Here is a 24,797-nt window from a genome sequence, read left to right on the forward strand (position 1 = left end):
CCCTGGTGTGGAATGCGGGTCCCCTACCGTCCCTTCTGGGAACGTGCCACGGGCTCGTCCTCTTCCCGGCATGCGGAGAGGGCGGCGTGCACCGCGGTCCGGGCCAGGGCCAGGGTAGAGTCGATGACCGGGACCGGCCACTCAGCCGGGTCCACCACGAGAGGGATCTCGGTACATCCCAGCACGATGGCCTGAGCCCCCCGATCCACTAGCCCGAGCCCCACCCGTCGGACCCCCTCCCGTACCGCGGGCCCCAGATCTCCCGCCTTTACCGAATAGATGGCCCGATCCACGACCTCCTGTTCCTCCCCCTCCGGAACCACCACCCGGACCTCCCGCCGGGCGAAGGTCCGGTGGTAAAGGCGGGCGCGGATGGTGGCCGTGGTGGCCAGGAGCCCCGCGGCGACCAGGCCCGGGACCGCCCGGACCGCGGCCTCCGCCACCGCCTCCGTGATGTCCAGGACCGGGATCCTCACGCTGCGGCGGATGGCTTCCAGGAAATAGTGGGCCGTATTGCACGGGATCACCAAGAAGTCCGCACCCGCAGCCTCCAGCCTCCGCGCGGCCTCCACCAGCCACGGGGTAGGATCTTCCCCTCCCCCGAGAATGAACGCGGAGCGGTCCGGGATCTGCGGGTTGCTCTCCACGAGTACCCGGAGGTGGTCCTGGTCCCGTCGCGCGGGGGTGAGCTCGATGAGCTTCCGGAAGAAATCCGCGGTCGCCCGAGGGCCCATCCCCCCCAGGACCCCGACCGTCAGCGACATCCGTGCCTCCCCTATCCGACATTACGCGGTAACGTCCCGAGGCACCCATTTTAGCACGGGATCCGGGAGATCAATCCAGCCTATCCTACCGGCCGGAGGACGATCCGCACGGGGCCATGGGCCAACCGTACCTCCCGCGCAATCCCCTCCTCCCCTCGGCCCAGCTCCACCCGGACCGCCAGCACCTCCGCGGCCACGGTCTCCCGGTGGGCTCGCACCGCTTCTGCCACCTCCCCCGTGGCCTCCACCCACAGCTCGATCCGCTGGTCCACCGAAAGCCCCGCATCCCGGCGGAGCTGCTGCACGTGGTGCACCAGTTCCCGCATCCATCCCTCCCCCACCAGCTCCGGCGTGAGGCGGGTGTCCAGGACCACCACGATCCCGGACCCCGCCTCCGCCACGAACCCCGGCCGCTCCCGGGGCCGGATCTCCAGGTCCTCGGGTTCCAGGGTCACGGTCTCGGGTCCCAGGGCAAGGGTGACCCGCCCCTCTCGGGCCACGGCTTCTGCCTGTTCGGGTTCGAGGGCCGCGAGGGCGGAGGCGACGGCCTGCACCCTGGGTCCGAACCGGGGACCCAGACGGTCGAACCGCGGTCTGACCTCATAGGTGACGTACGCGCTGGCCTCCCCCAGGAACCGAACCTCCTTCACGTTCAGCTCCTCCGCCACCAGGTCCACGAGCTCCGTGAGCCCCGCCAGGCGCGTGCGGGGAGCCACCACGAGGAGCGCGGGCAGGGGCTGCCGGATCCGGATGCCGGCCCGGCTGCGGGCCGCCCGACCCAGCCGCACGAGTTCCCGCGCTTCCTCCATGACAGCTTCCAGTTCCAGATCCCGCGCATGGGGATCCGTCTCCGGCCAGTCGCACAGGTGCACGCTGAGGGGCGCCTGGGGATCCACCGCACGCACCAGGCTCTGGTACAGCGCCTCCGAGAGGAAGGGGGCGAAGGGGGCCATGAGCTTGGCCACGGTGACGAGGGCGGTGTAAAGGGTGTGGTAGGCGGCCCGCTTGTCCTCGTCGTCCTGGGACTTCCAGTACCGCCGGCGGCCGCGGCGCACGTACCAGTTGGAGAGATCCTCCACGAACGCCTCGATGGCCCGGGCCCCGTCCGTGGGGTTGTAGTTCTCCAGGGCATCCGTGACGGTCTCCACCAGATCCGCCAAGCGGGACAGCAACCACCGGTCCAGGGCGGGCCGCTCCCGGATCGGAGGAGCCGGGGTCCGGAAGGGGTCGAACCCGTCCAGGCTCGCGTACGTGGTGAAGAAGACGTGGGTGTTCCAGAGGGTGAGGAAGAACCGCCGCACCACCTCCTCCACCGCAGCCAGGCTCAGCCGCTTGGGGATCCCCGGCGGGCTTACGGAGAAGAAGAACCATCGCAGGGCATCCGCGCCGGAGCGATGGAGGATGGTCCAGGGGTCAATCACGTTGCCCCGGCTCTTGCTCATCTTCTCGCCCTTCTCGTCCAGGACGAGCTCCAAGCAGACGCAGTTCCGGAAGGCGGGTCGGTCGTAGAGCATCACCGCGATGGCGTGGAGGCTGTAGAACCACCCTCGGGTCTGGTCGATGCCCTCGCAGATGTAATCCGCGGGGAAGGACCGTTCGAAAACCTCCCGGTTCTCGAAGGGATAGTGCCACTGGGCCACGGGCATGGCCCCGGAGTCGAACCACACGTCAATCACGTCCGGCACCCGCCGCATCTTGTCCCCACACCGAGGACAGCGCAACACCACCTCGTCCACGTACGGCCGGTGCAGCTCGAACCGCTCCGGCAGCCGCACGCTCATCTCCCGGAGTTCCTGGATGCTGCCCACGCAGTGCCGGTGGTCGCAGCGCTCGCAGACCCAGATGGGGAGCGGCGTGCCCCAGTACCGCTCCCGCGAGAGGGCCCAGTCCGTCAGGTTCTCCAGCCAGTTGCCGAACCGCCCTTCCTTGATGTGCTCGGGCACCCAACGGATCTCCCGGTTGGCCCGGATCATCCGATCCCGCAGACGGCTGGTGGCCACATGCCAGCTCATGCGGGCGTAGTAGAGGAGGGGTGTCCCGCACCGCCAGCAGAAGGGATAGGTGTGGAGGTAGGTCTCGGAACGGTACAACAGCCCCCGATGCCGCAGGGCCTCGATGATCCCGGGATCCGCCTCCTTCACGAACCGCCCTTGCCAGGGCGGGACCTCCGCGGTGTACCGGCCGTCCGGTCCCACGGGGTGGAAGACGGGGAGGCCGTAGCGCCGGCCCAGCTCCAAATCCTCCTCCCCGTAGGCGGGGGCGATGTGCACGATCCCCGTGCCCTCCTCCGTGCTGACGAACTCCGCGGGAAGCACGGTCCAGGTGGGCTCGGAGGCCTCGTAGAACCGGAAGGGAGGTTCGTAGGCGAGCCCCACGAGCCTGGCTCCCGGAACCTCCTCCACCGCCTCGTACGGGCCCTGCAGGACCCGGTCCACGAGGTCCCGGGCCACCACCAGGATCTCGTCCCCCTGGCGGACCTTCAGGTACGGCACGTGCGGGTGCACCGCGCAGGCGGCGTTCGCGGGCAGGGTCCAGGGGGTGGTGGTCCACACGAGGAGGGAAGTCCGGGGATCGTCCCGCAGCCGGAACCGCACGTAAATCGAGGGATCCTCCACCTCCTCGTACCCCAGGGCCACCTCGTGACTGCTCAGGGGCGTCCCGCACCGAGGGCAGTAGGGCACCACCTTATAGGCCTGGTACATGAGGCCCCGGTCCCAGAGCTGCCGGAGGATCCACCAGACCGACTCGATGTACTCGTCCGTGAAGGTGATGTAGGGATGCTCGTAATCGAGCCAGAAGGCGATGCGCTCGCTGAGGCGCACCCACTCCTGCTCGTACCGGAACACGGAGGCCTTGCACCGCTCGTTGAAGCGGGCGATCCCGTACGCCTCGATCTCCCGCTTGCTGTCTAACCCCAGCTCCTTTTCGACCTCGATCTCCACGGGAAGCCCGTGGGTGTCCCACCCTGCCTTGCGGGGCACGTAGTAGCCCCGCATGGTACGGTAGCGGGGGATCACGTCCTTGTAGGCCCGGGCGAGCACGTGGTGCACCCCCGGGAGTCCATTCGCGGTGGGCGGCCCCTCGTAGAAGGTGAATTGGGGCCGTCCTTCCCGCAGCCGGAGGCTCAGCCGAAAAACGTCCTGCTCCCGCCAGAAGGCCAGGATGCGCTCCTCCAGCTCCGGGAAGTTCACCTTGGGCGATGCCGGTGTAAATCCCATGGCCACTCCCTCCCTGAACAAACAAAAATGCCCGCCCGGTCGGGACGGGCAATCCCCGGAACTCTCTGCGGCGCCGGAACCCGCGGTACTCCTCCCCTTCCCCGCTTTTGCCCGGAATTCTACCACGCGGTCCGGTCCGACCGTCAACGCCGCGGGCCTCCCCGCCTACCGTCGCCCCTCCGACCCGCCCACGCAGACCTGCAATCCCAGGACTTCCCGGCACTCGGGTGCGCGGGCCGGCCCCCGCTCCGCGGCGGGGAGGAAGGCGCTGCGGATCGCGCTCCACAGCAGGGCGGCGCCCTGGCCCCGGGTAAGATAGGGGCCCGTCGTCGAGATGCTTCCCGGAAGGCCCAGGGCCCGCAGAAGCGAGAGCGCGGAGGAGACGGAGAGGGGATACCCCAGGGTGGAATAGGAAGCCGAGCGAACCGCCAGCAGCGTCTCCAGGGCCGCGGGACTCCCGCGGGCCCGGAGGAAGTGCTCCAAGTTCTCCAGCCACTCCCGGAGGGACATTTTGCGGTCCAGGTGGAGTCCTCCCCGGAGTCGGTAGGAACCGTTGAAAAGCCCCCGCCGGAGCAGTTCCACCGCTTCCGGGTATCCGGGGTCCAGCACGTCCTCGGGGACGGGAGGTCTGGGAGCGCTGAGGCGGATGCCCGCCGCCTGGAGGGCCCGCCGGAGGGTTTGGAGGGCCTGAGAATCCTCCAGGAAAACCGTGGGAGGACGCCCCAGGGCATGGGCCAAGGCGATGGTGATCCCCGCGGCTTCCCCGAGGCTCATCTGGAGGGGCACCACCCGGGCGGAGAAGGCGGCCACGGAATCGAAGGAGGCCGCGGGAGAAACCACCAGGAGGTTGGTGAACCCGTCCGGCACGAGGCACCGGAGGGGGACTCCGTAAGGAGCGGGGATCCCGGGGAGGTAGGGAGGTTCGCCGGCGATGTAGCTCTGGCCGTCCATGGGGTACCCGCCCAGGGAGAGGGCATCCGGAAAGTCCCGGCCGTACAGCACGTCGTCCGCCCGGAGGCGGTAGCGGCCGACCAGGTGCCGGCTCTCCCGGACGTAGAGGGAAGGGGCCACGCCCAGGAGTTCTGCGGAACCGAAGAGGTCCGGAGCGATACGCCGGAGGAAACGCACCACCCTCCCCACCTCCGCCTGGGCCTGGAGGTAGGCCTGGCGGGAGCTCTCCGGATCGGTGGCGTCCACCCCAAACACCTGCAACCCCTTCACGAGGACCGTGCCGTCGTCCTGGAGGGCGAGCTCCAACCCTCGAAGGGCAAACCGCTCGGGATCGCTGGGGACGTACCGGGCCACAAGGTCGTTGAACCCCCAGATCATCCGGCCGACCCGGCCGCTCCCCATGGGGCACGGACGGCGTGGGCAGGCCCGGGATCCCACCCGCTCCCAGGAGAGGCCCCCGAGCCGGAAGATCAGGGATGCCGCCATCTGGCGCCGATCCAAGCCCGTGTCCTCCCGTCCCACCGTGAAGCGCGCACCCGCCGCAGCCGCCAGGGTGGCGAGGTCCGTGGCGTCCAGGAAGGCTGCGGCCCGCACCTCCACCGTCCCGCCCGGTGTCGCGAAGGAGGCCATTTCCAGACGGTGGGACGTTCCCTGAACACCCACCAGCCTCCACCCCAGACGGGGGACCACGGAGGCCTCGGAGAGCATGCTCCTGAGCACCTGCTCCGCCCGCTCCACGTCCAGGCCATCCCGGCTCCCGATCCTCAGCACGAACTGCGCGGTGAGACCGCCGTAGAGGGGATGCCCCCGGCGATCCCACGTCAAATCCACGGTGTTGAGCCAGCTCCGGGAGAAGACACCCCCGACCGATCCCGTAGGCTCCGCAAGCAGCACCCGAACGCCCCGGGAGGCCGCGGCCACGGCCGCGGTCACCCCTTGCGGCGTGGCCCCGTACACGAGGAGGTCCACGGTGAGGGAGCGGGGTTGCGCGGAGAGAGGGGCCGGCAGAGCCAGGAGGAGCCCCATCACAAGGCAGAAGCAGATTCTGCAGGAAGGGCTACGTTCGCGCACCGACAGATCCCTCCCGTTCCGCGATCACATCCTGGCTTAACTACGTACAGAACCGTCCAGGCTCCTGCAGGAATCGCGCTTCCCTTGAACTCAGGGACCTCTCCCCGTAGCATGGCAGGAGAGTTGGATCAGGGGAAGCCCACCTCCATGCGACAGGCCTACCTGGAAGCCCCGCGGCGGCTCGTGCTCCGGGAGGCACCGGTGCCGGAGCCGGGCCCAGGGGAGGTCGTGGTCCGGACCCGCGTCGCCCTCACCTGCGGCACGGATCTCAAAACCTACCGGCAGGGTCACCCGCGGATCCCCGTACCCGGCCCCTTCGGTCATGAGGGGGCGGGGGAGATCGCCGAGGTGGGGGAAGGGGTGGAGGGATGGCGGGTGGGCGAGCGGGTGGTGTGGCTTCCCACGGCTCCTTGCGGTGCCTGCTCCCGCTGCGAGGAGGGACGCGGCAACCTCTGCCACCGGCTCTTTGAATCCCACCGGATGGCGCTGGGGGTCTACGCGGACTACGTGCGCCTTCCCGCGGACATCGTGCGACACCACCTCTTCGTCATCCCCCCGGGGGTCCCGGAGACCGTGGCTGCGCTCCTGGAACCCCTCGCGTGTGCGGTCCGGGGTGCAAAGCGGCTGGGGACTCCCGACGACGTCCTGGTGGTGGGAGGAGGCCCCATGGGAATCCTCCTCACCCTGGTGTTGAAGGTAAACGGCGTCCGCGGCCTCACCGTGGTCGCCCGCCGTCCAAGGGGGGCCCTCTGCGCCCGGGAACTGGGAGCCGAGGTGGTGGAGGGGAGCCTCGAGGAGTGCATGGAAGCGCTGTGGATCCGACGGCCGGAGGGGTTCGAAGCCGTGGTGGAGTGCACGGGGAGACGGGAGGTCTGGGAGGAAGCGGTGCACTTGGTCCGGCCCGGCGGACGCGTGCTCCTCTTCGGGGGACTCGCCCGGAACACCCAGGTCCGATTCGACGCGGGCCGCTTACACTACGACGAGATCGCGATCACGAGCTCCTTCCACTACACCACGGAGGACGCCCTGGGGGCGTACGGGCTGTTGTCACGGGCCGCGGGGGAGCTGATCCGCCTCGTTTCCCACAGGCGGCCGCTCCAGGAGGTGGTCTCGGTCTTCGAGGAGCTGGACCGAGGCATGGACGCCCTGAAGGTGGCCCTCTTCCCGGGCGCCCCATGAACCCCCTCCCGGCCACCATGAAAGCCGCGGTGCTGAGGGCACCGGGCCAGGTGGCCCTCGAGGACCTCCCCGCCCCGCGGCCCGGCCCCGGGGAGGCGGTGGTCCGGGTACGGGCCTGCGGGATCTGCGGTTCGGACCTCATGGAGTGGTACGTGGCTCCCCGCATCCCCTTCGTGTTCGGCCACGAACTCAGCGGGGAGATCGCGGCATTGGGCGAAGGGGTGACCGGCTGGCGGGTTGGGGAAGCCGTGTTCGTGCACCACCACGCCCCCTGCGGGGCGTGCGCGGCCTGCCATCGAGGGGACGAGGTCCACTGCACCGCGTGGCGTGCAAGCCGCATCGAACCAGGCGGGATGGCGGAGTACGTGCGGGTCCCTCCGGAGATCCTGCAACGGGACACCCTGCGGCTCCCACCGGGAGTGGGATTCGACGACGCGGCCCTTATCGAGCCCGTGGCGTGCGCGGTGAAGGCCCTGCGGCGGGCGGAAGGGCTCCTGCGCGGACTCGGCGCGCAGGGACAGGGCCTTCGGGGTACCCGGATCCTGGTGCTGGGTGCGGGGTTCTCCGGGCAGGTCCTGGGAAAACTTGCCCGCAGGTTGGGTGCCCGGGAGCTGCTCGCTGCGGATCCGGCGCCCGAGCGCCGGGAGCGGGCCCGGGGGTGGGCGGATGCGGTGAGTGAACCCGAGGCGATCGAAACGGCGGGAGTGGACCTCGCGGTGGTGGCCGCGGCTTCCCCGGACGCATGGGCCACCGCCGCCCGGGCCGTCCGCCCGGGCGGCGCGATCCTCCTGTACGCCCCCCTCCCGCCCGGAAGCCCTCTTCCCCTAGACCCACACGCGCTCTTCTTCCGGGAGGTCACCCTCCTCCCGTCGTACTCTGCGGGGCCCCGGGATACCCGGGAGGCGCTCCGGTGGATCTCAACGGGCGTGATCCGAGCCGCGGAGTTCGTCACCCACCGGTTCCCCCTCCGTCAGGCTCCCGAGGCCTACCGCACCGCGCGGGCGGGAGGGCCGGCCCTCAAGGTGCTCGTGGAGATGATCTAAAAGGCATACGGGGCGGTGAGGGGGTCGGTGGCGATGGCCTCCCACTCCGCGTCGTCCAGCGGCTGAGGCGGGTCCCGCTCCGCGTCCACCGGGCAGAGAAACCCGAAGGGCTCCTCTCCCTCGTTGACCCACCGGTGCGGCACGAGGGGCGGGACATACAGGAGATCGTAGGGCGCGAGATCGAAGATCCGGGTGCCCACCACGGCCCGGCCCCGACCCCGCAGGACCAGGATGAAGTGCACGTGTCGGTGCTTCTCGAAGCTGCTATACCCTCCGGGCTCGATCTCGAAGTACCGCAGCTCGAAGGCCGCGGGGACCTCCCGGGGACTCGTGAGGGTGAGCCGCTGCACACCCCGCCAGCCCATGCCCCGAACCTCTCCCGCGCGGAACTTGTAGACCGTGGGCTCGATCCCCTCCCACCGGAAGCGCTCCGGATCGAAGGACCGCCTGTAGGCGGCCGGGATGGCTACAGACCGCGGTTGCGCAGGCGTCTGTTGGGGCGGCTTCCGGTTTGCACCGTCCATGCGGCTCCCTCCGGGGAAGGATCTCCTCTCAGGATACCGGGTTCAGGAACGGACCGCGTCCCTGCGGGTACAATACTCGCAGTCATCCGGTTCCAGGAGGTTCGGATTGCGGGGGGAACCGTTCGCCCTGCTCGCGGCCTTCGCGTTCGCGCTGAGCGCCGTCTACACCCGCCGGTTCACCACGGGTGCGGGGGGGCGGCCCCCGGCGCCCCCCGAGATCGGGGTGCTGGCGAGTCTTCTTGGGGATCTCACCACCTTTGGCGTCCTGGCGGTCGGAGAGCTGGCACGGGGGAAAGGCCAGATGCTCCGTCCGGAGTCCGTGGTGCTGTTCCTCCTCGCGGGCCTCGTGGCCAGCATGCTGGGTCGGAACCTGGCCTTCCTGAGCGTGAAGCAGATCGGTGCGGGCCGGTCCACCGCGGTCCGGCTCAGCAACACGGTGTTCTCCGCGGTGGTGGGCTGGGTGTGGCTGCGGGACCTCCCGCGGCCGGCGCAGCTGCTCGGAATCGCCCTCGTCACCGCCGGACTATGGGTGGTGGTGACGGAGCGGGAGGGGTGGGAGCAGGACACGAACTGGGCCGGGGTAATGACCGCGGTGAGCGCGGCGCTGGCCTTCGCGGTGGGCGACACCGCCCGCCGGGCTGGTCTCCTGATCACCCCTTCAGTCCCCCTCGGCGGTTTTCTGGGCGCGTGCGCCGCGATCCCTGCCCAGGTGGTGCTCCTGCGGCCGTGGCGCTGGCCGGAGGCGGTTTGGCGGTACCTCCGCCGCCCGGATGTGCTTGCCAGCGGCGGGTTCAACAGCGTTGCCCTGCTGTTCCTCACCACGGCGGTGCACCGCACGCCCGTGGCCAACGCCGCGGCCCTCTACAACCTCCAGGTCCTCCTGGTGATCGGTCTCGGCCGGTGGATGCTGCGGGGGGAGGATCCGGGAGGGGCGCGCCTGGTAACCGGGAGCGTCACCGCCGTGGTCGGAGCGGCCCTGGTCCTGGGAGGATAGTCCGGTCAGGCCCCCCGCACGGACAGCAGGGCGAGGAACCCCAGGCAGACCGTCGCGGCCCCCACCACGGTGCGCAGCGCCTCCGCGCCCACAATGCGCACGGCGCGGGCGCCCAGAGGCGCGGCCAGGGCGGCACCGCCCGTGACCGCCAGCACCAGGTCCCACCGCCAGGAGGCGGCGAACCACCACGCGTATCCGCTCAGCGCGGTCAGGGACACCACCGCCTCCGCGAGGTTCGTGATGGCCACCGCGGCCTTGGGATCTAATCCTGCCACCATCTGCCCTCCCGCGAGAAGCGGCCCGTATCCGCCGCCGGTGAGGGCTTTGTTCACCGAGGCGACGACTCCCAAAGCCACAAGCCGCACCCAGGAGAACCGATAGACCTTCTGGCCCACCATGAGCCAACCCCCGAGGCCGAGGATCATCAGCCCCATGTAGATCCGCACCGTTCCTTCGCTCACCTGCCGGGCAAGCCACGGCCCTCCGAGGCCCCCGGCAAGGCCCGCGCCCATGAGCACCAGGGCCACCTTCAGGTGAACGGAACCCCGCGCGAACGACGCGTTGCCGTTCAGGTGGTGGAACCGCGCGCCCACCAGACCCGCCGCGAACTGCGAGAGGAGCAGGGCGGGCACGAGCTCCGGGAGGCGGTAGCCGAAGAGGAGGAGGAGCGGGGCGAGGATGGTCCCATACCCCATGCCCAGCACGGCGTCCAGGAACCCCGCGCCGAAGGCGAGCAGGACCACGAGCGACAGCACGCGGCTTCTCCGCTCATCGCCCGGATTCCCCCCTGGACGCCAGGGTGCAGGGAGCCTCTCCCACCGGCTCCGTCCACCACGGGCTGAGGCGCACCACCTCCCCCACCACCAGCGTGGCGGGCGGCTCGAGTCGTGCCTCCTCCACCTTCCGCACGATCTCCTCAAGCCGCCCCACCACCACCCGCTGGCCCGGAAGCGTCCCCCGGCTGATCACCGCGGCAGGAACCCCCGCATCCGCCCCGTGACCCAAGAGCCGATCCACCACCCGCCCAAGCCGCCGCAACCCCATCAGCACCACCAGGGTCGGCACCCGCGCCAACGCCCCCCAGTCCAGGTCCGAGGGCCCCTCGCACTCGTGCCCCGTCACCACCGCGAAGGCGGAGGCGTAGGCCCGGTGCGTCACGGGGATGCCCCCGGCCGCGGGAACCGCCACCGCCGCGGTAACCCCCGGAATGACCTCGTACGGAACCCCGGCCGCCCGCAACGCCTCCACCTCCTCCCCCCCTCGGCCGAAGACGAAGGGGTCTCCCCCCTTCAGGCGCACCACCCACAGCCCCGCCCGGGCCCGCTCGATCAACAGCCGGTTGATCTCCTCCTGCGGGAGGCGGTGCCCCGGAGCGTCCTTGCCCACGAAGACCCGCTCGGCCTCAGGAGGCGCCTCTTCCACCAGGCACGGGTGGACCAGCCGGTCGTAGACCACCACCTCAGACCTCCGCAGCACCCGTAACCCCCGCACCGTGATGAGCTCAGGATCGCCCGGGCCGGCCCCCACCAGGTACACCTTGCCCCTCATCCCCCTCCCCCCACGAGCTCCCAAAGCCGCACCCGGGCCCGCTCCCGATCCCCCCGGCGCAGCAGCTCCAGGATCTCCGAGTCCACGATGCGGTACCACAGCGCCACCCGCTCCCGAAACACCGGAACGCGCCGGGCAATCTCCTCCCGCACCTCGCCCACGAGGTCCAAAAACGCCCCGTACTCCGGCCCGAGTTGTGCGGCGAACCGGTCCCTCAACCGCACCGCCAGCGCCGGAGCCTTCCCCGACGTGGAGACCGCAACGACCAAATCCCCCTCCCGGTGCACGGCCGGCGCGATCGCGCTGCAGTGAGGCGGGTCGTCCACCGCGTTGAGCCACACCCGCCGGGCCTCCGCCTCCTCCCACACCGCGGCATTCGTCGCCCGATCCTCCGACGCCGAGATCCCCAGCCACGCCCCCAACAGATCCCCCCACCGGTACGGCCGCGCCACCCACCTCAACCGACCTTCCTCCGCCCACCGGCGGATCCGGTCGGTCACCTCCGGGCTCACCACGACCACCTCTGCACCGACCTCCAGAAGCTGAACCACCTTCCCCTCAGCGAGGGCACCCCCACCCACCACCACGCACCGCCTCCCCCGCACATCCAGCATCACCGGGTAGTACACCGCCTTCATCCCCCGACACCTCGCAAGTGTTCCCGCAGGGACTCGATGAGGGGCTTCATCTTCGGGTGGGGGGGCTCCACGGAGACCGGAACGCCCCGGTCCAGCAGGGCCTGCCGCGAAACAGGCCCCACCGCGGCCACGGTCACGCGTCCGTTCAGGGCCTCCCGCAAGGCCTCCGCGCACCCCAGCTCCTCCGCGACCCGGAAGAGGTGGGTGACCTGCGGCCGGCTCGTCACCAGCACCGCCGAAAATGCCCCCTCCACAAGGCCCCGCACGGCCTCCCGAAGCGGGCGGGGATCCGGGGGAAGCGCCCAGCGGTAGGGCTGGGCGTCCACCACCGCGGCGCCGCGGCCGAGCAGGTACGCGCGGAGGGGTTCGTTTCCCTCGCCGTAGTGCTGCACGAAGACCGTCTTCCCCGCGAGCGGCACGGAATCCAGGGCGGCGCACAGCTCCGCGGTCGTGTAGGGGCTTGGCGCGGCCAGGGTGGGGCGGATTCCCCATCGCTGGAGCACCGCGGCGGGTTTGGGGCCCCGGACCGCGACGGGAACCGTCCGCAGGGCCTCCACGTAGGGCTGTCCGAGCCCGAGATGCTCCGCGATCCGGTACAGCCGCTCGGCCCCGGCTCCCGTCTGCAGCACCACCCAGTCCACCTCCCGCTGGCACAACCGCTCAAGCGGTGTCCGCACCTCCTCCGGATCTGCGTCCACCTCCACCACCGCAGCAGCACAGACCACCTCCCACCCGGCCCGCCGTCCGAGCGTCGCCAGGATCTCCGGCATGCGGGATTCGAGCACGAGGACCCGCGGCGTCATCCCCGCATCCCCATCGGGTATCCGTGGTGGGCCAGGAGCTCCAGCACCTTCCGGGCACTCTCCTCCGGCGGCTCCCGGTCCGTGTCGAGCACGAGGTCCGGGGCTTCGGGAGGCTCGTACGGATCATCCAGTCCCGTGAAGTTCGGGATCTCGCTCCGCAGGGCCCGGGCGTAGAGTCCTTTTGGATCCCGCGCGATGAGCACCTCGAGCGGGCAGCGCACGTAGACTTCGAGGAAGTCGCCGATGCGTCTCCGGGCCTCCTCCCGGGCCTCCCGGTACGGGGAGACCAGGGCCACCAGGACCACCACACCGTGGCGGACCAGGAGCTCCGCCACGTATGCCACCCGCCGGATGTTCTCGAGCCGGTCCTCCCGGCTGAACCCGAGGCCTCTGGAGAAGTGCTGGCGCACCACGTCCCCATCCAGGATCTCCACGGGATGGCCTTCCCGCTGCAGACGGTCCGCCACCTGGTGCGCGATGGTGGTCTTGCCGGATCCGGGAAGTCCCGTGAGCCACACGCATAGGCCCCGGCGCGAAGGGGTGTTTCCGCTCCCTTCCACGCTCACGCTTTCCACCTGCACGCCGTCCGCCCGCACGGCCAGGTTGAGCCCGATGCCGTCGGCCCGGAGGTTGAGGGTGAAGTGGCCCAGGGTCCGCATCTCCACCCGCACGGACTCCAGCCGCACGCCGCGCAGGGCCCGCAGGGCCCGGTTTACCTCCTCGACCTGAGCTTGCAGGGCCTGACCCCGGGGCGTGCGCAAAAGCATCGCCGTCCAGAGGCGTTCCCCCTCCGCATGGAGCCGAGCCCGGGCCCGGCCCGTCTGCAGCACCATGACCGCAAGCCCTTCCAGCAGGTCCACGAGGTCCGGCGGGACTTCCCCCGCGCGGGCGTGCTCCACGAGCCGCAGCATCTGGGATCGCTGGGGCTCCCGAACGGCCCGGCCCAGGGCCTCCGCCTCTTCCACCACCAGCCGGGCCTCTTCCTCCGTAAGGGGGATGCGGACTTCGGTCATTCCGCCCGCCCTCCTGCGGGTTCCAGGGCGGTGCCGTGGGCCTCCTTGAGGATGGCATGGGCCTCGTGCTCGAACCCGCCCGTCTCGATGGGGCAGTGGATGCCGCACTCCTTGGGCGCGCCCACCTCCCACCACCACCGGCCCGCCCGGTCGTCCTCCCCGGGCTGGATGGGCCGGGTGCAGGGATCGCAGCCGATGCTGGTGTAGCCCCCCTCGTAGAGGGGATGTACGGGGACCCCGTGGGTCGTGAGGTACTCCCACACTTCCTCCTTGGTCCAGTCCGCGAGCGGGTTCACCTTCACGATGCCGTCGTGGTCGTGGTCCAGCTCTACCTTGCGGATGTTGGCCCGGGAGGCCCACTGCTCCCGGCGCAGCCCCGTGATCCACGCATCCAACCCCTCCAGGGCCCGCACCAGAGGCCGCACTTTCCGGACCTGGCAGCACAGCAGCCGCAGGGGCACGGACCGGTAGAAGAGGTTCACACCGTGCCGCCGCACCATGGCCTCCACCTCCCGGTAGTCCGGGAAGAGCACCTCGAACCGCGCCTGCGGGTAGTGCTCCCGCACCTGGTCCATGAAGGCATAGGTGGCCTGCGGGAGTCGGCCCGTGTCCACGGTGATCACCCGCACGTCCGGCCGGATGCGGGCCGCCATGTCGAGGACGGCCATCCCCTCCGCCTGGAAGGCGGTGACCACCGCCACGCCGTCCCCGAAGGTCTCGAGGGCCCAGGCGATCACCTCCTGCGGGGAGCGGTCGTCCAGCTCGACGGCGATCTCGCCGATCTCCAGGTCATCGAAGCTTAGCTGCCGCGGCATTCCGGCACCTCCTCGCGTTTATCCGCCCGAGAGGGCGGGCAGGATGGTGAGCTCCTGCCCGGGCCGGAGCGGAGTCTCAAGCCCCTGTAGTCCCCGGATGTCTTCCTCGTCCACGAAGAGGTTGATGGAGGGGTGGACCTGGCCGTCCGGGGTAAGGAGCTGGGCGGCCAGCTGTGGGAACTGCGCCTTCAGGATCTCCAGGGCCTCCCGCACCGTCTTCGCCTCCACCTCCACCCGGTCCGCGCCGTCCGTGAAGGGCAGGAACATGCCGGGGATGCGCACCACGGGCCGCCGGCAAGCCTCCTCCTGGGTGCGCTGGCCGAGCGCCATGGCCTGGAGGGCCTCGTCCGGATGGGCGTCCACGAAGTCCCGGAACCGGTAGCCCGGGCCGTGCTCCGCTCGCTCCCGCAGCCACGCCTCCACCAGGCGGCAGACCACCTCCGTGATCTGGTCCTCCGGGATGCGGCGCAGGATCGGCTTTCCGATGGCGGCCTTCGTCCCGAGCCCGCCCCGCAGGCATACATCGTAGGCTTCCACCCGCACGCCCTTGGTGGGGTGCTGGGTGGTGGTGCCCTGGAGCCCGATGTCCCCAACCCAGTGATGGGCGCAGGCGTGCGGGCATCCATCCGTGTAGATGCGCAGGTCCTCCACGGCCTCCCCGAACCGCTGCTCCAGCACCTCGAGGATCTCCCGCAGCTTCCCCTTGGTCTCCGCCACGGAGTAGTTGCAGAACTGGTGATCCGTGCAGGCGATGGACCGGCCGTAGAGCCTGTTGCGATCCGGGTCCAGCCCGATCCGCCGCAACCGCTCCACCACTCCCCCGACCGCACCTTCAGGCACGCCGGTGAGGATGATGTTCTGCATACGGGTAAAGCGCGCGTCCCCGCCGAACTCCCCGACGAGCTCGCCCAAGGCCACCAGCTGATCCCCCCGCACCCATCCCATGGGCACCGGGATCCCCACGTACACCAGCCCCTCCTGCTTCTGGGGGTGGATGCCGAGATGATCCGTGTCCCGCATGGGCGGCGGAGCGACACCGTCCTCCAATCTGCGGCCCAACCTCTCCTCCACCATGGCCCGCACGCCCTCCGGGCCGTAGTCGTCCACCAGGAACTTGATGCGGGCCTTGGCGCGACTCAGGCGGTAGCGGAGGTTGTGTTGCCAGGTGTCCGTGATGGCCCGCAGGACCTCGATGACGCCTTCGATGGGTTCTGCGGGCACGAACACGCCGAGGTCCCGGGAGATCCGGGGCGTGGCGGAGAGGCCGCCGCCCACCCGCACGGCGAATCCCGGCCGGCCGTCCTTGAGCACGCCCACGAGGGCCACGTCGTGGATCTCCGGGGCGTTGCACTGGGCGGGGCAGGCGCTGATGGTGTACTTGTGCTTGCGGGGGAGGTTGCTGTACGCACGGTTCCCATAGAAGAAGCGGGCCACCGCGGCCACCACGGGCTGCACGTCGAACAGCTCCTCCCGGTCCACACCCGCCACGGGGCAGCTCGTGACGTTGCGCACCGTGTCCCCCTCCCCGCCCACGGTGGTGAGGCCACTCGCCTGGATCTCCTGGAGCACCTCCGGCAGCTGATCCAGCCGAACCCAGTGGAGCTGGATCCCCTGGCGTGTGGTGAGCTCCCCGTAGTTGCGGCCGTACCGCTGGGAGATCCGGCCCACGGCGATGAGCTGCTCGGGTGCGATCCGGCCGCCCGGGACCTTGATGCGCACCATGAAGGTGCCCACCTTGGGCTTGTCGTGCGTGAGGCCCCACCAGTTGAGCCGTACGATGTCCTCTTCCGGGACGGCCTCGTACCCCCGCGCGATGAGCTCCGGGAGCTCGTGGACGATGTCGAGGGGGAACTTCTCCTGCTTGAGGCGCTCGATGGAGTTGCGCTTGAGGACGAGCTCCCAGGTGACCTCCGCCGTCTGTCCCGTACCGGTGACCTGTACTGCCATGGTTTCCCTCCCCTCACCGCACGCCCTGTGTGGGTTGTTCCTGGACTCCGGAAAAGTGCTCCATGAGGATCCGGGCCACCTCCGGCCGCATCACCTGCGGCGGCGGCAGCTGTCCCGAACGCAGGAGCTCCCGCACCCAGGTGCCGCTGGGGTTCACCCGCGCCTCCGGCGGGTGCGGGCAGCTGCGTTCCGTGGCCATGCCGTCGCACCGCGAGCAGTAGAAGGCCTCCCCGAAAAAGAGCGGCACGATTCCGATGGCCTGCGGATCGAACCGCTCGAAGATGCGGTGGGCCGCGTACGGCTCGTAGAACCCGCCCACCCCCGCGTGATCCCGGCCGATGAGGATGTGGGTGCACCCGTAGTTCTTGCGCACGAGCGCATGGAAGACCGCCTCCCGCGGTCCCGCGTAGCGCATGGCCGCAGGGAAGACCGCGAGAAGCACCCGATCCCGGGGGTAGTACTGGGCCAGGAGCACCTCGTAGGTGCGGAGCCGCACCGCGGCCGGAAGATCATCCCCCTTGGTCTCGCCCACCAGCGGATGCAGCAGCAATCCATCCGTGACCTCCAGGGCCACTTTCTGCAGGTACTCGTGGGCCCGGTGGATGGGATTGCGGGTCTGGAACGCGGTCACCGTGCGCCATCCCGCCCGCGCGAACAGAGCCCGGGTCTGGGCCGGATCCAGCTCAAGTCCCGGGAACGCGGGCGGCGGCCGGTCCACCAGCCAAACCGCTCCGCCCGCAAGCCACCGCGACTCCCGCAAAAGCCTCGCCACGCCCGGATGCCGGAGGTCCGTGGTGCCGAAGACGAGCCGCGCTTCCTGCTCCGGGTCCCGGCGGTAGATCTCCGCCACCTCCATCACCGCCAGGAGCGTTGGACCTTGGAGGGCCAGCCGATCGCCTGGGCTGATCCGGCGCGCGAGCTCCTCCGGAACCGGCAGGGTGACGGGCAGGGTCCAGGGAAGGCCATCGGGCAAGTGCATCTCGTGCACCACGGAGCGGTACGCTTCCTGCGTCATGAAGCCCCGCAGGGGACTATAGGCCCCCGTGGCAATGAGAACCGCGTCCGCGGCCTCCTTGGGCGCAAGAAGCACCGTTGGAAGGTGGCGGGCCTCTTCCCGAAGGGCCTGCGCGAGCTCTCCATGTACAACACCTTGGACCAACTCTCCGCCGTGTGGTGCGATCACGGATCCACCTCCAGGTACGGCCATATCCCTCCCGGCCCGGGGGCAAACCCGCCCCCCCCGGCCGCGGGGGTGGCAAATCCTATTCGGAGAACTCAGGGGGAATCGCGGAAGGGATCAGGCGCCCGCCGACCGACGGGCACAGACCGCCTTCCGCCCAGGACAGATGCACTGGCAGCGGGAGAGGCAGAGATCAACCCGTCGCATGCCCATGGCTAGGTTTACTGTACGCAAGGGCCCGCATCCCGTCAAGCGGGGAAGATGCTAAAAACGGGATTTACCGGATCCCCACCCTTGCCCGGTACTGCCGTGCGGCCTCCGAGTACGGAGTGGGGCCTACCGTGGCGCGGATCTCCACCTGCGCGTGGCGCTCCACCGCCGGCTTCCGGGTTCCACCGCCCGCCTCTCCCCATACCACCGTGACCTGGGTGCCGGGCTGACTGTACCGAACGTCCACCACGCCCAGGGACAGCACGGCCCGCTCATTCGCACTGTACCCTGTGTACTTGGAGAACCCGATGACGTCTCCGTGCTCGTCCAGCACCTTGTCGTAGGGCCAGACGGCGTAGTTCGCCAGGGGGAATTCCATATACTTCGCGCGCGCTCCCTTCTGAAAGAGCGTGCCGATGGCCCGAAGCACGTCTTCCGGATTCCACACCAAGGTCACCTTGGTCCTCCGGGGCTCTTTCGCCATCTCCTCCAGGGCCTTCCGTCCGACGAACTCGTGATCAAACCTCACGAGTCGCCCTGCCCCCAGGTCGAAGGGCGTCAGATAGTAATCCTCCACGTTTTTGGAGTCAAAGCTGCCTCCCAAAGATCCTGTGGCCTCGAAGCTGGTGGCGGGTAACCATTCCCGGTACCCTCTCAGGTCTTCTCCGGTGTAGATGGCCGGGAGGGCGGTAGAAATCCATCCGGATTCGAGGGTGTTTGTAGGATAGGCCCGGGTTCCCACCTGTCGGAGCCCGAACTCTTTTCCCGCCTCCAGGATGGCTTCCCGGACCTCCTCCCGTTCCTCCCATGGCCCGAAGATCTCGAGTCCCGCCACGCCCGCCATGCCGTGGTGCAGGGCCCGGACCCTCCGACCCGCGATGGTGATCCATCCCATGTGGAAGAACGGGATCTCCGGGAGGGGTCCTCCGTTCAGCTTCTCCAACAGCGAGATCGCATTGGGCCCTTGGAGCTGGTACCGGTATACCTTCCGGCGCCCCCGTGGGTTCACCGCGCTCCGCTCGTCCCGTTCGAACTCTACCAGGTACCCGCCCTTCTCCCCATGGAACTGCACCCAGTTGTGGGCCATGGGGCGGCCCACCAGCTGCAGGAGCTCCGGTTCCAGGTAGAAGAGAACCGCATCCCCCACGATGTACCCTCGCTCGTTGCAGACGTAGAGGTGTTTCGCCATCCCGGGCTCAAAGCCTCGAAAGCGATTTACCCCGAGGTGCTCAAGCAATTTGACCGCATCCGGACCCCGGATGTAGAGGTCTTCCATGTGGTGCGTCTGGTCGAAGAAGGCCACCGTCTGCCGCCAGGATTCCTGTTCCTCGATCCAGTTCGTGAACTCCCGAGGCACGTTGACGAACACGTAGGCACCCGTCGAATTGTTCCGGAGGAAGTCTACAATGTTCCCGACAGACTTCACGATGTCCTCGAGTGTCCGATGGGTCCCTGCAGGCATCGCCTTCACCTCCGCATCGCCGTTTCTCCTTTCACCATTCGAGCCAATCCCGCAACGGTGCATTCCAGTCCGTGGGACCCGGGATCCGGATCGAGATCTGCCAGGCACTCGCCCCCTTGTTCGCGCCATGCCAGTGCCAGGTTCCTGCCGGGATCACCACGATGTCGCCCGGCCCCACTGGCCGTCGCTCCGCCTCGGTGGCCACCACCCCTTCTCCCTCCATGAAAAAGAGGATCTGTTCGGTAGAGTGCACGTGCGGCCGGGTCCTGGCACCGTTCTCGAAGAACACCACCACGAGCTCCATGCTGCCGGGCCCTGACGCCTCGTGGATGCGCTGCATCCGGACCGTCCCGCTGAAGGCCTCCGGCTGATCCGGCTCGTGCGCCCGGTGGGGATCCACCTTTGCCCAGGTTACGAGATGGTTCATCGCTCTCCTCCTGACAGGGATGGGGAAACGTGTGAGTTCCACGACCGATACACCTCAGCGAGCACCGCCACGTCTCGGCTCCCGTACCCCACGTTCGCCGCCATCCGGAGCACTTGCACCACGAGCCCGCACACCGGGGCCGTCATCCTCGCCTCCTCCGCCATGTGAAGGAACAGCTCCACGTCCTTCCGCAACAGGCCCAGGGCGAACCCTGGCTCATATGAGCTCTGAAACGCCTCGCGTCCCAGATAGTTCAGGACCCAGCTCTGGGCGGTGCCGCTCCCCAGGATGTCCACCAGCATCCTCAGGGGAAGCCCATGGGCCATTCCGGTGAGGAGGACTTCCGTGGCTGCCACCATGGCGGCCGCCGCGGCCATGTTGTTGCACAGTTTGACCACCTGCCCGCTCCCCGAAGGCCCCACGTACACCACGCGAGACCCTAAGTGCTTGAGAAGGTGCCGGACGCGCTCATAGGCGGGGTGCTCGCCGCCCACCATGATGGTGAGGGTCCCCCGCTCCGCGCCCTCCACCCCTCCGCTAACGGGCGCGTCCAGGGCGGCAATGTCTCTCGCGGCGGCGGCGGCAGCCACCGCCCGGGCAGTCCCTGGGTCTGTCGTGCTGAAGTCCACCAGGATCGTCCCCGGACGCATGGCGTCCAGCACCCTCCCATCTCCCAGCACAACCTCCCGTACCGTCGCAGGATCCGGCAGGCTCAGGAGGACGAAGTCGGCCTCCTTCGCTGCATGTGCGGCCGAATCCGCAACCCGGGCGCCTGCCTCCTTGAGGGCCTCTGTCGCCTCCCGTCGTCGGTCATACGCCCGGAGGGAACAGCCCGCGGCCAGCAGGCGGCGAGCCATCCGGCTTCCCATGTTCCCCACACCGATGAAGGCCACCTGTTCTTTGCTCGCCTCCCCGGCCCGTCTTGTCGTCAACGCGCTTCCCTCCGATCTAGAACCGAACCCACGTCCACTGGCCCCGGCGCACCTGAAGGATCACCATGGACCGCCGCGGGTCCAGACCCACATGGTCCCGGGGGCTAAAGTTGAAGACCCCTCCGATTCCCACCAGGTTCTTGGTCCCGGCCTCGATCTCGTCCCGGATGGTCCGGCGAAGTTGTCGCAGGTCGGCGTTCCCAAATCCACGGGCCACCACTCGCTCCACCGCCTGGTGGAGGATGAGCATGGCATCGTACGCGTGGCCCCCGAAGGCACTTCGGGTTCCCGGACCGAACCGGCTTTCGTACCGGCGTATGTATTCCAGGAGGACCTTCCGCTGGGGATCGTTCACGTTCAGCTGCTCCGCCACCAGGATCTTTCCCGCGGAGATATAGGCTCCTTCCACCGTTGGCCCTCCCAGCTCCAGGAACGTCCGGTTCGCCACTCCCTGGCTCAGGTACAGGGAGAGCTGGCCGCCCAGGTCTCGCAGGTTTCGCACCACCACGTTTGCGGCGGGGGGTACAGCCCAGATCACCACGGCCTGCGGGTTTCTCGTGAGCACCCGAACCGCCTGGCTGCTGGCATCCGTGGCTCCATATGGGAAGTACTCCTTGGCCACCACCTCCAGCCCCCGCTGCGGGGCGAATGCATCCAGTTCTCGCTCCCCATCCTGCCCAAAGGCATCGTTCGTTCCCATGAAGGCCACCCGGCGGATCTTTAGCGTCTGCATGTGGGCGGTGATCAGGTCCACGTTCATCCGTCCATCGTGCGCGGTCTTAAAGACCCAGAAGCGCTGATCCACAGGCTCCACGATGGCCCGGGCTGAGGCGAGGGAGATGGTCGGGATCCCTGCGTTCGTCACGGTGCTCAAGATGGCCAGGGTTTCCCGGGGAAGTGGTGCAGCAGATGATGGCCGCCGCCCGCTCCTCCTCGATGAGACGTCGGACTGCCACCACCGTTCGGGTCACGTCCGTCTCTCCATCCGTCACCACCCAGCGGATCCGCACCGCGCCTCCGCGCCCCTGTACCCCCCCGAAGTCCGATTCATAGAGCTGCACCGTGTTCCGCTCCGGGACCCCCAGGGACGACGCAGGGCCCGTGATGTCCACCACCACCCCCACCACGATCTCCCGCACCTGCCCCATGCCCACCGGGGCCACTCCGAAGACCACGCACAGAGCTCCGAAGAGGAGCATCCATCTCGGACCGACAAACCGCATTCTACCCCCTCCCTTCCCAAACGGATCCCATCACGTTCAATTCACGGTTCTGGATTCCTCCGGGGGCTCCGGAGCGAATCGTTCCGCCTCCTCCAGAAAGGCCCGCACCCGCTCCATGTATGGCCTCCGGTCATACGTCTGGAACATGGCACTCGCCATCCGCACGGGATCACAGAAGAAGCACTCGTACAGCACCTGACGCCCACCGACGGCGCTCAGAGCGATGTCCCAAGCCAGTCGGAAAAGCCGAACTCGGTCTGTGGCCTCGGCCCGGGCGGCCTGGCAGTAGCGCCGGATCAGAGGAGCCATGGGTCCTTCGAGATCCCCCCGCGTGGGAATGGCCATGAATCCACTGGCGCCCAGCTGCTGCAGGATCTCCACGAGCCTCGGATACGTCCGGACGTAAAGGTTCCGTGCCGCATTGAGCGGAGGCCAGGCGGGCACCAGCGCTCCCCACCGGTTGGGCTGGGCTTCCACCTCACTCGTTCGCAGGAAGGCCCGCATGGCCTGCAGGACGATGATGATCTCCGCGATCTTCTTGTGGACGTGCTGGTAGGGCTCGATGGCGATGGTCTCCACGGCCAGGGAAGCAACTCCGAGAATGAACTTCGTTTTCGCCACGTTCTTCGTGACCATCTGATGGGCCATGAAGGCTACTGCTCCGGTCTCCGCAAACGCCTGGTTACAGCGCTCCACGTCCCGGAGGAGGAAGACTCGCTCCCACGGAACGAACACATCCTTGAAGATCACCACGGCGTCCATCTCCTCGAACCGAGCGCTGAGGAGATGGTCGGAAGTCGGGCGCCCGTACCAGAAGCTTTCCCGACACTGGAACCGCAGTCCCGGAGCATCGCATGGCACCGCCACCGCGAAGGCATACGGGGCGTCCTCCATGCCCGCCCGCAGGAGGGTGGAGGGGAACAACAGGAGCTCGTCTGCTACGGGGAGTGTGGCCAGCATCCGGGCTCCCCGGAGCACGATGCCCCTTGTGTTCTCCTTCACGATCCGCGCGGCGAGATAAGGGTCCGCCTGCTGGGAAGGCCCCACGGATCGGTTCACCTGGGGATGGATCAGGGTATGCGTCAAGCAGAGATCGTTCTCCCGCGCGTATTCATAGTACCGCAGGACGTTCTCGGCAAAGCGGGAATCGCTCACGGCGAAGTATGCGGCAGCTGACGCGAACCCCACGAGGGCACGGTTGAGGTAATCGAGGGTGCGGCCCATGAACTCGCCGGAAAAGTCCGCCCACCGCTTCATCATCCGGCGGATGCGGACGAGGTCCTCCTGCGTCTTGGGGATCAGGAAGGACAGCCCCACCCGCTCCCCAGAGGTCGGCGAGGGGTATGTCATCTCCTCCCGCAGATCGGGGTAATGCTGTAGGTCGTACAGGGCCCCGATGCTCCGGGTGATCCTCGCGAAGACGGAATGTTCTGTGGGATCCTCCACCCGTTGGCCCGCATACCAGAGCTCCCGCGGCCGCCGCCGAAGTCCTTCCAGGTATTCCGCCCCCGCCCGCGCCGGCAACCCCCCTCACCCCCTGGTTTGCCCTACGCCCGCATGCCCATCCGGGGAATGGCGTGTCCTCCCAGGGCCACGTGGATCGTCTGGTATTCACAGTAGAACTCGAAGGAGAACTCGCCTCCCTCACGTCCTATCCCGCTGTGCTTCATCCCTCCGAAGGGAGTTCGCAGGTCCCGCACGTTGTGGGAGTTCACCCAGACCATGCCCGCCTCCAGGGCCTGCGCGATCCGGTGGGCCCGGTGCACTTCCCGGGTCCACAGGTAGGCCGCGAGTCCGTACCGTACCCCGTTGGCGATGCGGAGGGCCTCCTCCTCCTCAAACGGAATCACCACCACGGGCCCGAAGATCTCCTCCCGGGCCACCCGCATCTCCGGCCGTACGTCCACGATGAGGGTTGGCTGGAGGTAGTTGCCGTGGGACAGGTTCTCCGGACGATCTCCTCCCACGAGCACCGTGGCGCCCTCCGCACGGGCGAGCTCCACGTACCCACGCACCCGCTGCCAGTGTTCCGGGTGGATCAGGGGACCCACCTCGGTGGCAGGGTCAAACGGATCCCCCACCCGCAGTGCCTGCACCCGGGCCGCGAACCGCTCCAGGAACGTATCGTACACCTGCCGTTCCACCAGCAGCCGGGATCCGGAGGTGCACCGCTCCCCGTTGAGGGAGTAGCCCATGAAGACCGCAGCGTCCAGGGCACGATCCAGGTCGGCATCCGCGAACACGATGGTGGGGTTCTTTCCCCCTAGTTCCATGGAGCACCGTTTCAAGGTGGGCGCTGCGTTCCGGAGGATCTCCACGCCCGTGCGGCTCTCCCCGGTGAAGGAGATCAAGGAGGCCTGCGGGTGCGCCACCAGGGCCGCGCCCGCGGTCTCCCCGTAGCCCTGCACCACGTTGGACACCCCGGGCGGCAGATCTGCCTCCTGGATGATCTCCGCGAGCTTCATGTAGGTGATGCCCAGGATCCGGGACGCCATCTCCGCGAAGAAGAAGTTCTCGGCAGCGCGCGGGATCTGAGTGCCTCCCGCCTGTGAGATCGGCGTCCCCGTGTCCAGGACCTCTAGGACCCCGATCTCCTCCGCGTGCTTCAGGATCAGCTCGCCCACCCGACGCAGGTACCCCGCACGCTCCTCCGCCCGCATCCGCGGCCAGGGGCCCTCGTGGAAGGCCTTCCAGGCGGCCTGCACCGCACGGTCCACATCTACCTCGTTTCCCTCCGCCACCTCCGTGATCACCTCGTTTGTCGTAGGGTTCAGGGTGGAGAAGGTGCGTCCGGATTGTGACTCCACAAACTCGTTTCCGATGAAGTGCCGCACGGGCCCGACCCGCATGTCTCT

Annotated in this window: 22 protein-coding genes; 3 read left to right on the forward strand and 19 right to left on the reverse strand. The window is 68.8% G+C overall.

The genetic code is table 11. The features are described 5' to 3' along the window. Positions 1–23: 23 nt before the first annotated feature. The 3 genes from QN206_03465 to QN206_03475 form a co-directional block, all read right to left on the reverse strand. On the reverse strand, positions 24–764 hold the full coding sequence (locus QN206_03465) for an amino acid racemase (GenBank protein ID MDR7613862.1): 741 nt from the start codon (positions 762–764) through the stop codon (positions 24–26). An 80-nt stretch (positions 765–844) separates the two neighbouring features. Continuing rightward, positions 845–3,982, reverse strand: a complete 3,138-nt coding sequence (gene ileS / locus QN206_03470; protein MDR7613863.1) for an isoleucine--tRNA ligase — start codon at positions 3,980–3,982, stop codon at positions 845–847. A gap of 165 nt (positions 3,983–4,147) precedes the next feature. Then, positions 4,148–6,004 carry an FAD-dependent oxidoreductase gene (locus QN206_03475; protein ID MDR7613864.1) on the reverse strand — a complete coding sequence of 619 codons (1,857 nt, stop codon included), beginning with the start codon at positions 6,002–6,004 and terminating at the stop codon, positions 4,148–4,150. 147 nt (positions 6,005–6,151) lie between these two features. Here QN206_03475 and QN206_03480 point away from each other — a divergent pair, with 147 nt between their 5' ends. Both QN206_03480 and QN206_03485 read left to right on the forward strand, forming a co-directional pair. Beyond that, the gene (locus tag QN206_03480; protein ID MDR7613865.1) at positions 6,152–7,183 is read left to right on the forward strand and encodes an alcohol dehydrogenase catalytic domain-containing protein; all 1,032 of its coding nucleotides are present in this window, start codon (positions 6,152–6,154) and stop codon (positions 7,181–7,183) included. After that, a complete protein-coding gene (locus tag QN206_03485) occupies positions 7,180–8,226 on the forward strand; it encodes an alcohol dehydrogenase catalytic domain-containing protein (GenBank protein MDR7613866.1) in 1,047 nt (348 codons plus the stop codon). Before QN206_03480 ends, QN206_03485 begins: the two co-directional genes overlap by 4 nt. Here the strand turns inward: QN206_03485 and QN206_03490 are convergent. Continuing rightward, complete coding sequence (locus tag QN206_03490) at positions 8,223–8,750, reverse strand: cupin domain-containing protein (GenBank protein ID MDR7613867.1); 528 nt, start codon at positions 8,748–8,750, stop codon at positions 8,223–8,225. The two genes, QN206_03485 and QN206_03490, sit on opposite strands and share 4 nt — an antisense overlap. 106 nt (positions 8,751–8,856) lie before the next feature. Between QN206_03490 and QN206_03495 the strand changes: the two genes are divergently transcribed. Continuing rightward, positions 8,857–9,744: a DMT family transporter gene (locus QN206_03495; GenBank protein ID MDR7613868.1), complete on the forward strand. Its 888-nt coding sequence runs from the start codon at positions 8,857–8,859 to the stop codon at positions 9,742–9,744. A 5-nt stretch (positions 9,745–9,749) separates the two neighbouring features. Here the strand turns inward: QN206_03495 and QN206_03500 are convergent, their stop codons facing one another. From QN206_03500 to QN206_03570, 15 genes are all read right to left on the reverse strand, one after another. After that, positions 9,750–10,499 (reverse strand): sulfite exporter TauE/SafE family protein, encoded by a 750-nt coding sequence (locus QN206_03500; protein MDR7613869.1) that lies wholly within the window; start codon positions 10,497–10,499, stop codon positions 9,750–9,752. Between the two features lie 13 nt (positions 10,500–10,512). Then, complete coding sequence (gene cobA / locus QN206_03505; GenBank protein MDR7613870.1) at positions 10,513–11,292, reverse strand: uroporphyrinogen-III C-methyltransferase; 780 nt, start codon at positions 11,290–11,292, stop codon at positions 10,513–10,515. Continuing rightward, positions 11,289–11,930: a bifunctional precorrin-2 dehydrogenase/sirohydrochlorin ferrochelatase gene (locus QN206_03510; protein MDR7613871.1), complete on the reverse strand. Its 642-nt coding sequence runs from the start codon at positions 11,928–11,930 to the stop codon at positions 11,289–11,291. The genes cobA and QN206_03510 overlap by 4 nt, the downstream gene beginning before the upstream one ends. Beyond that, positions 11,927–12,733 (reverse strand): uroporphyrinogen-III synthase, encoded by an 807-nt coding sequence (locus tag QN206_03515; GenBank protein MDR7613872.1) that lies wholly within the window; start codon positions 12,731–12,733, stop codon positions 11,927–11,929. Before QN206_03515 ends, QN206_03510 begins: the two co-directional genes overlap by 4 nt. Further along, complete coding sequence (cysC, locus tag QN206_03520; protein MDR7613873.1) at positions 12,730–13,746, reverse strand: adenylyl-sulfate kinase; 1,017 nt, start codon at positions 13,744–13,746, stop codon at positions 12,730–12,732. Before cysC ends, QN206_03515 begins: the two co-directional genes overlap by 4 nt. Continuing rightward, on the reverse strand, positions 13,743–14,561 hold the full coding sequence (locus QN206_03525) for a phosphoadenylyl-sulfate reductase (protein MDR7613874.1): 819 nt from the start codon (positions 14,559–14,561) through the stop codon (positions 13,743–13,745). Before QN206_03525 ends, cysC begins: the two co-directional genes overlap by 4 nt. Positions 14,562–14,579: 18 nt before the next feature. Next, the gene (locus tag QN206_03530) at positions 14,580–16,508 is read right to left on the reverse strand and encodes a MoaD/ThiS family protein (GenBank protein ID MDR7613875.1); all 1,929 of its coding nucleotides are present in this window, start codon (positions 16,506–16,508) and stop codon (positions 14,580–14,582) included. A 13-nt stretch (positions 16,509–16,521) separates the two neighbouring features. Then, the gene (gene sat / locus QN206_03535; GenBank protein ID MDR7613876.1) at positions 16,522–17,691 is read right to left on the reverse strand and encodes a sulfate adenylyltransferase; all 1,170 of its coding nucleotides are present in this window, start codon (positions 17,689–17,691) and stop codon (positions 16,522–16,524) included. Positions 17,692–17,965: 274 nt separating this feature from the next. Continuing rightward, a complete protein-coding gene (locus QN206_03540; protein ID MDR7613877.1) occupies positions 17,966–19,360 on the reverse strand; it encodes an aminomethyl transferase family protein in 1,395 nt (464 codons plus the stop codon). Between the two features lie 31 nt (positions 19,361–19,391). Further along, positions 19,392–19,787, reverse strand: coding sequence for a cupin domain-containing protein (locus QN206_03545; protein MDR7613878.1), 396 nt, complete (start codon positions 19,785–19,787; stop codon positions 19,392–19,394). Next, complete coding sequence (locus QN206_03550) at positions 19,784–20,719, reverse strand: NAD(P)-dependent oxidoreductase (protein MDR7613879.1); 936 nt, start codon at positions 20,717–20,719, stop codon at positions 19,784–19,786. Before QN206_03550 ends, QN206_03545 begins: the two co-directional genes overlap by 4 nt. Before the next feature lie 16 nt (positions 20,720–20,735). Beyond that, positions 20,736–21,584, reverse strand: coding sequence for an ABC transporter substrate-binding protein (locus tag QN206_03555; GenBank protein ID MDR7613880.1), 849 nt, complete (start codon positions 21,582–21,584; stop codon positions 20,736–20,738). Next, a complete protein-coding gene (locus QN206_03560) occupies positions 21,499–21,942 on the reverse strand; it encodes an ABC transporter substrate-binding protein (protein ID MDR7613881.1) in 444 nt (147 codons plus the stop codon). Before QN206_03560 ends, QN206_03555 begins: the two co-directional genes overlap by 86 nt. 36 nt (positions 21,943–21,978) lie before the next feature. After that, complete coding sequence (gene hpaB / locus QN206_03565; GenBank protein ID MDR7613882.1) at positions 21,979–23,466, reverse strand: 4-hydroxyphenylacetate 3-monooxygenase, oxygenase component; 1,488 nt, start codon at positions 23,464–23,466, stop codon at positions 21,979–21,981. Between the two features lie 23 nt (positions 23,467–23,489). Next, positions 23,490–24,791 carry an aldehyde dehydrogenase gene (locus QN206_03570; protein ID MDR7613883.1) on the reverse strand — a complete coding sequence of 434 codons (1,302 nt, stop codon included), beginning with the start codon at positions 24,789–24,791 and terminating at the stop codon, positions 23,490–23,492. Positions 24,792–24,797 lie beyond the last annotated feature (6 nt).

The sequence above is a fragment of the Armatimonadota bacterium genome, assembly GCA_031460175.1.
In the GTDB taxonomy this organism is placed as follows: Bacteria; Sysuimicrobiota; Sysuimicrobiia; order Sysuimicrobiales; family Sysuimicrobiaceae; genus Sysuimicrobium; species Sysuimicrobium tengchongense.

Excerpts from the sequence above, each read along its gene's own strand:
- cobA (MDR7613870.1), bottom strand. The coding sequence starts at position 11,292 with ATGAGGGGCAAGGTGTACCTGGTGGGGGCCGGCCCGGGCGATCCTGAG.
- QN206_03480 (MDR7613865.1), top strand. The coding sequence starts at position 6,152 with ATGCGACAGGCCTACCTGGAAGCCCCGCGGCGGCTCGTGCTCCGGGAG.
- QN206_03525 (MDR7613874.1), bottom strand. The coding sequence starts at position 14,561 with ATGCCGCGGCAGCTAAGCTTCGATGACCTGGAGATCGGCGAGATCGCC.
- QN206_03515 (MDR7613872.1), bottom strand. The coding sequence starts at position 12,733 with ATGACGCCGCGGGTCCTCGTGCTCGAATCCCGCATGCCGGAGATCCTG.
- QN206_03485 (MDR7613866.1), top strand. The coding sequence starts at position 7,180 with ATGAACCCCCTCCCGGCCACCATGAAAGCCGCGGTGCTGAGGGCACCG.
- QN206_03510 (MDR7613871.1), bottom strand. The coding sequence starts at position 11,930 with ATGAAGGCGGTGTACTACCCGGTGATGCTGGATGTGCGGGGGAGGCGG.
- QN206_03490 (MDR7613867.1), bottom strand. The coding sequence starts at position 8,750 with ATGGACGGTGCAAACCGGAAGCCGCCCCAACAGACGCCTGCGCAACCG.
- QN206_03465 (MDR7613862.1), bottom strand. The coding sequence starts at position 764 with ATGTCGCTGACGGTCGGGGTCCTGGGGGGGATGGGCCCTCGGGCGACC.
- QN206_03545 (MDR7613878.1), bottom strand. The coding sequence starts at position 19,787 with ATGAACCATCTCGTAACCTGGGCAAAGGTGGATCCCCACCGGGCGCAC.
- QN206_03560 (MDR7613881.1), bottom strand. The coding sequence starts at position 21,942 with ATGCGGTTTGTCGGTCCGAGATGGATGCTCCTCTTCGGAGCTCTGTGC.
- QN206_03570 (MDR7613883.1), bottom strand. The coding sequence starts at position 24,791 with ATGCGGGTCGGGCCCGTGCGGCACTTCATCGGAAACGAGTTTGTGGAG.
- cysC (MDR7613873.1), bottom strand. The coding sequence starts at position 13,746 with ATGACCGAAGTCCGCATCCCCCTTACGGAGGAAGAGGCCCGGCTGGTG.
- ileS (MDR7613863.1), bottom strand. The coding sequence starts at position 3,982 with ATGGGATTTACACCGGCATCGCCCAAGGTGAACTTCCCGGAGCTGGAG.
- QN206_03530 (MDR7613875.1), bottom strand. The coding sequence starts at position 16,508 with ATGGCAGTACAGGTCACCGGTACGGGACAGACGGCGGAGGTCACCTGG.
- QN206_03540 (MDR7613877.1), bottom strand. The coding sequence starts at position 19,360 with ATGCCTGCAGGGACCCATCGGACACTCGAGGACATCGTGAAGTCTGTC.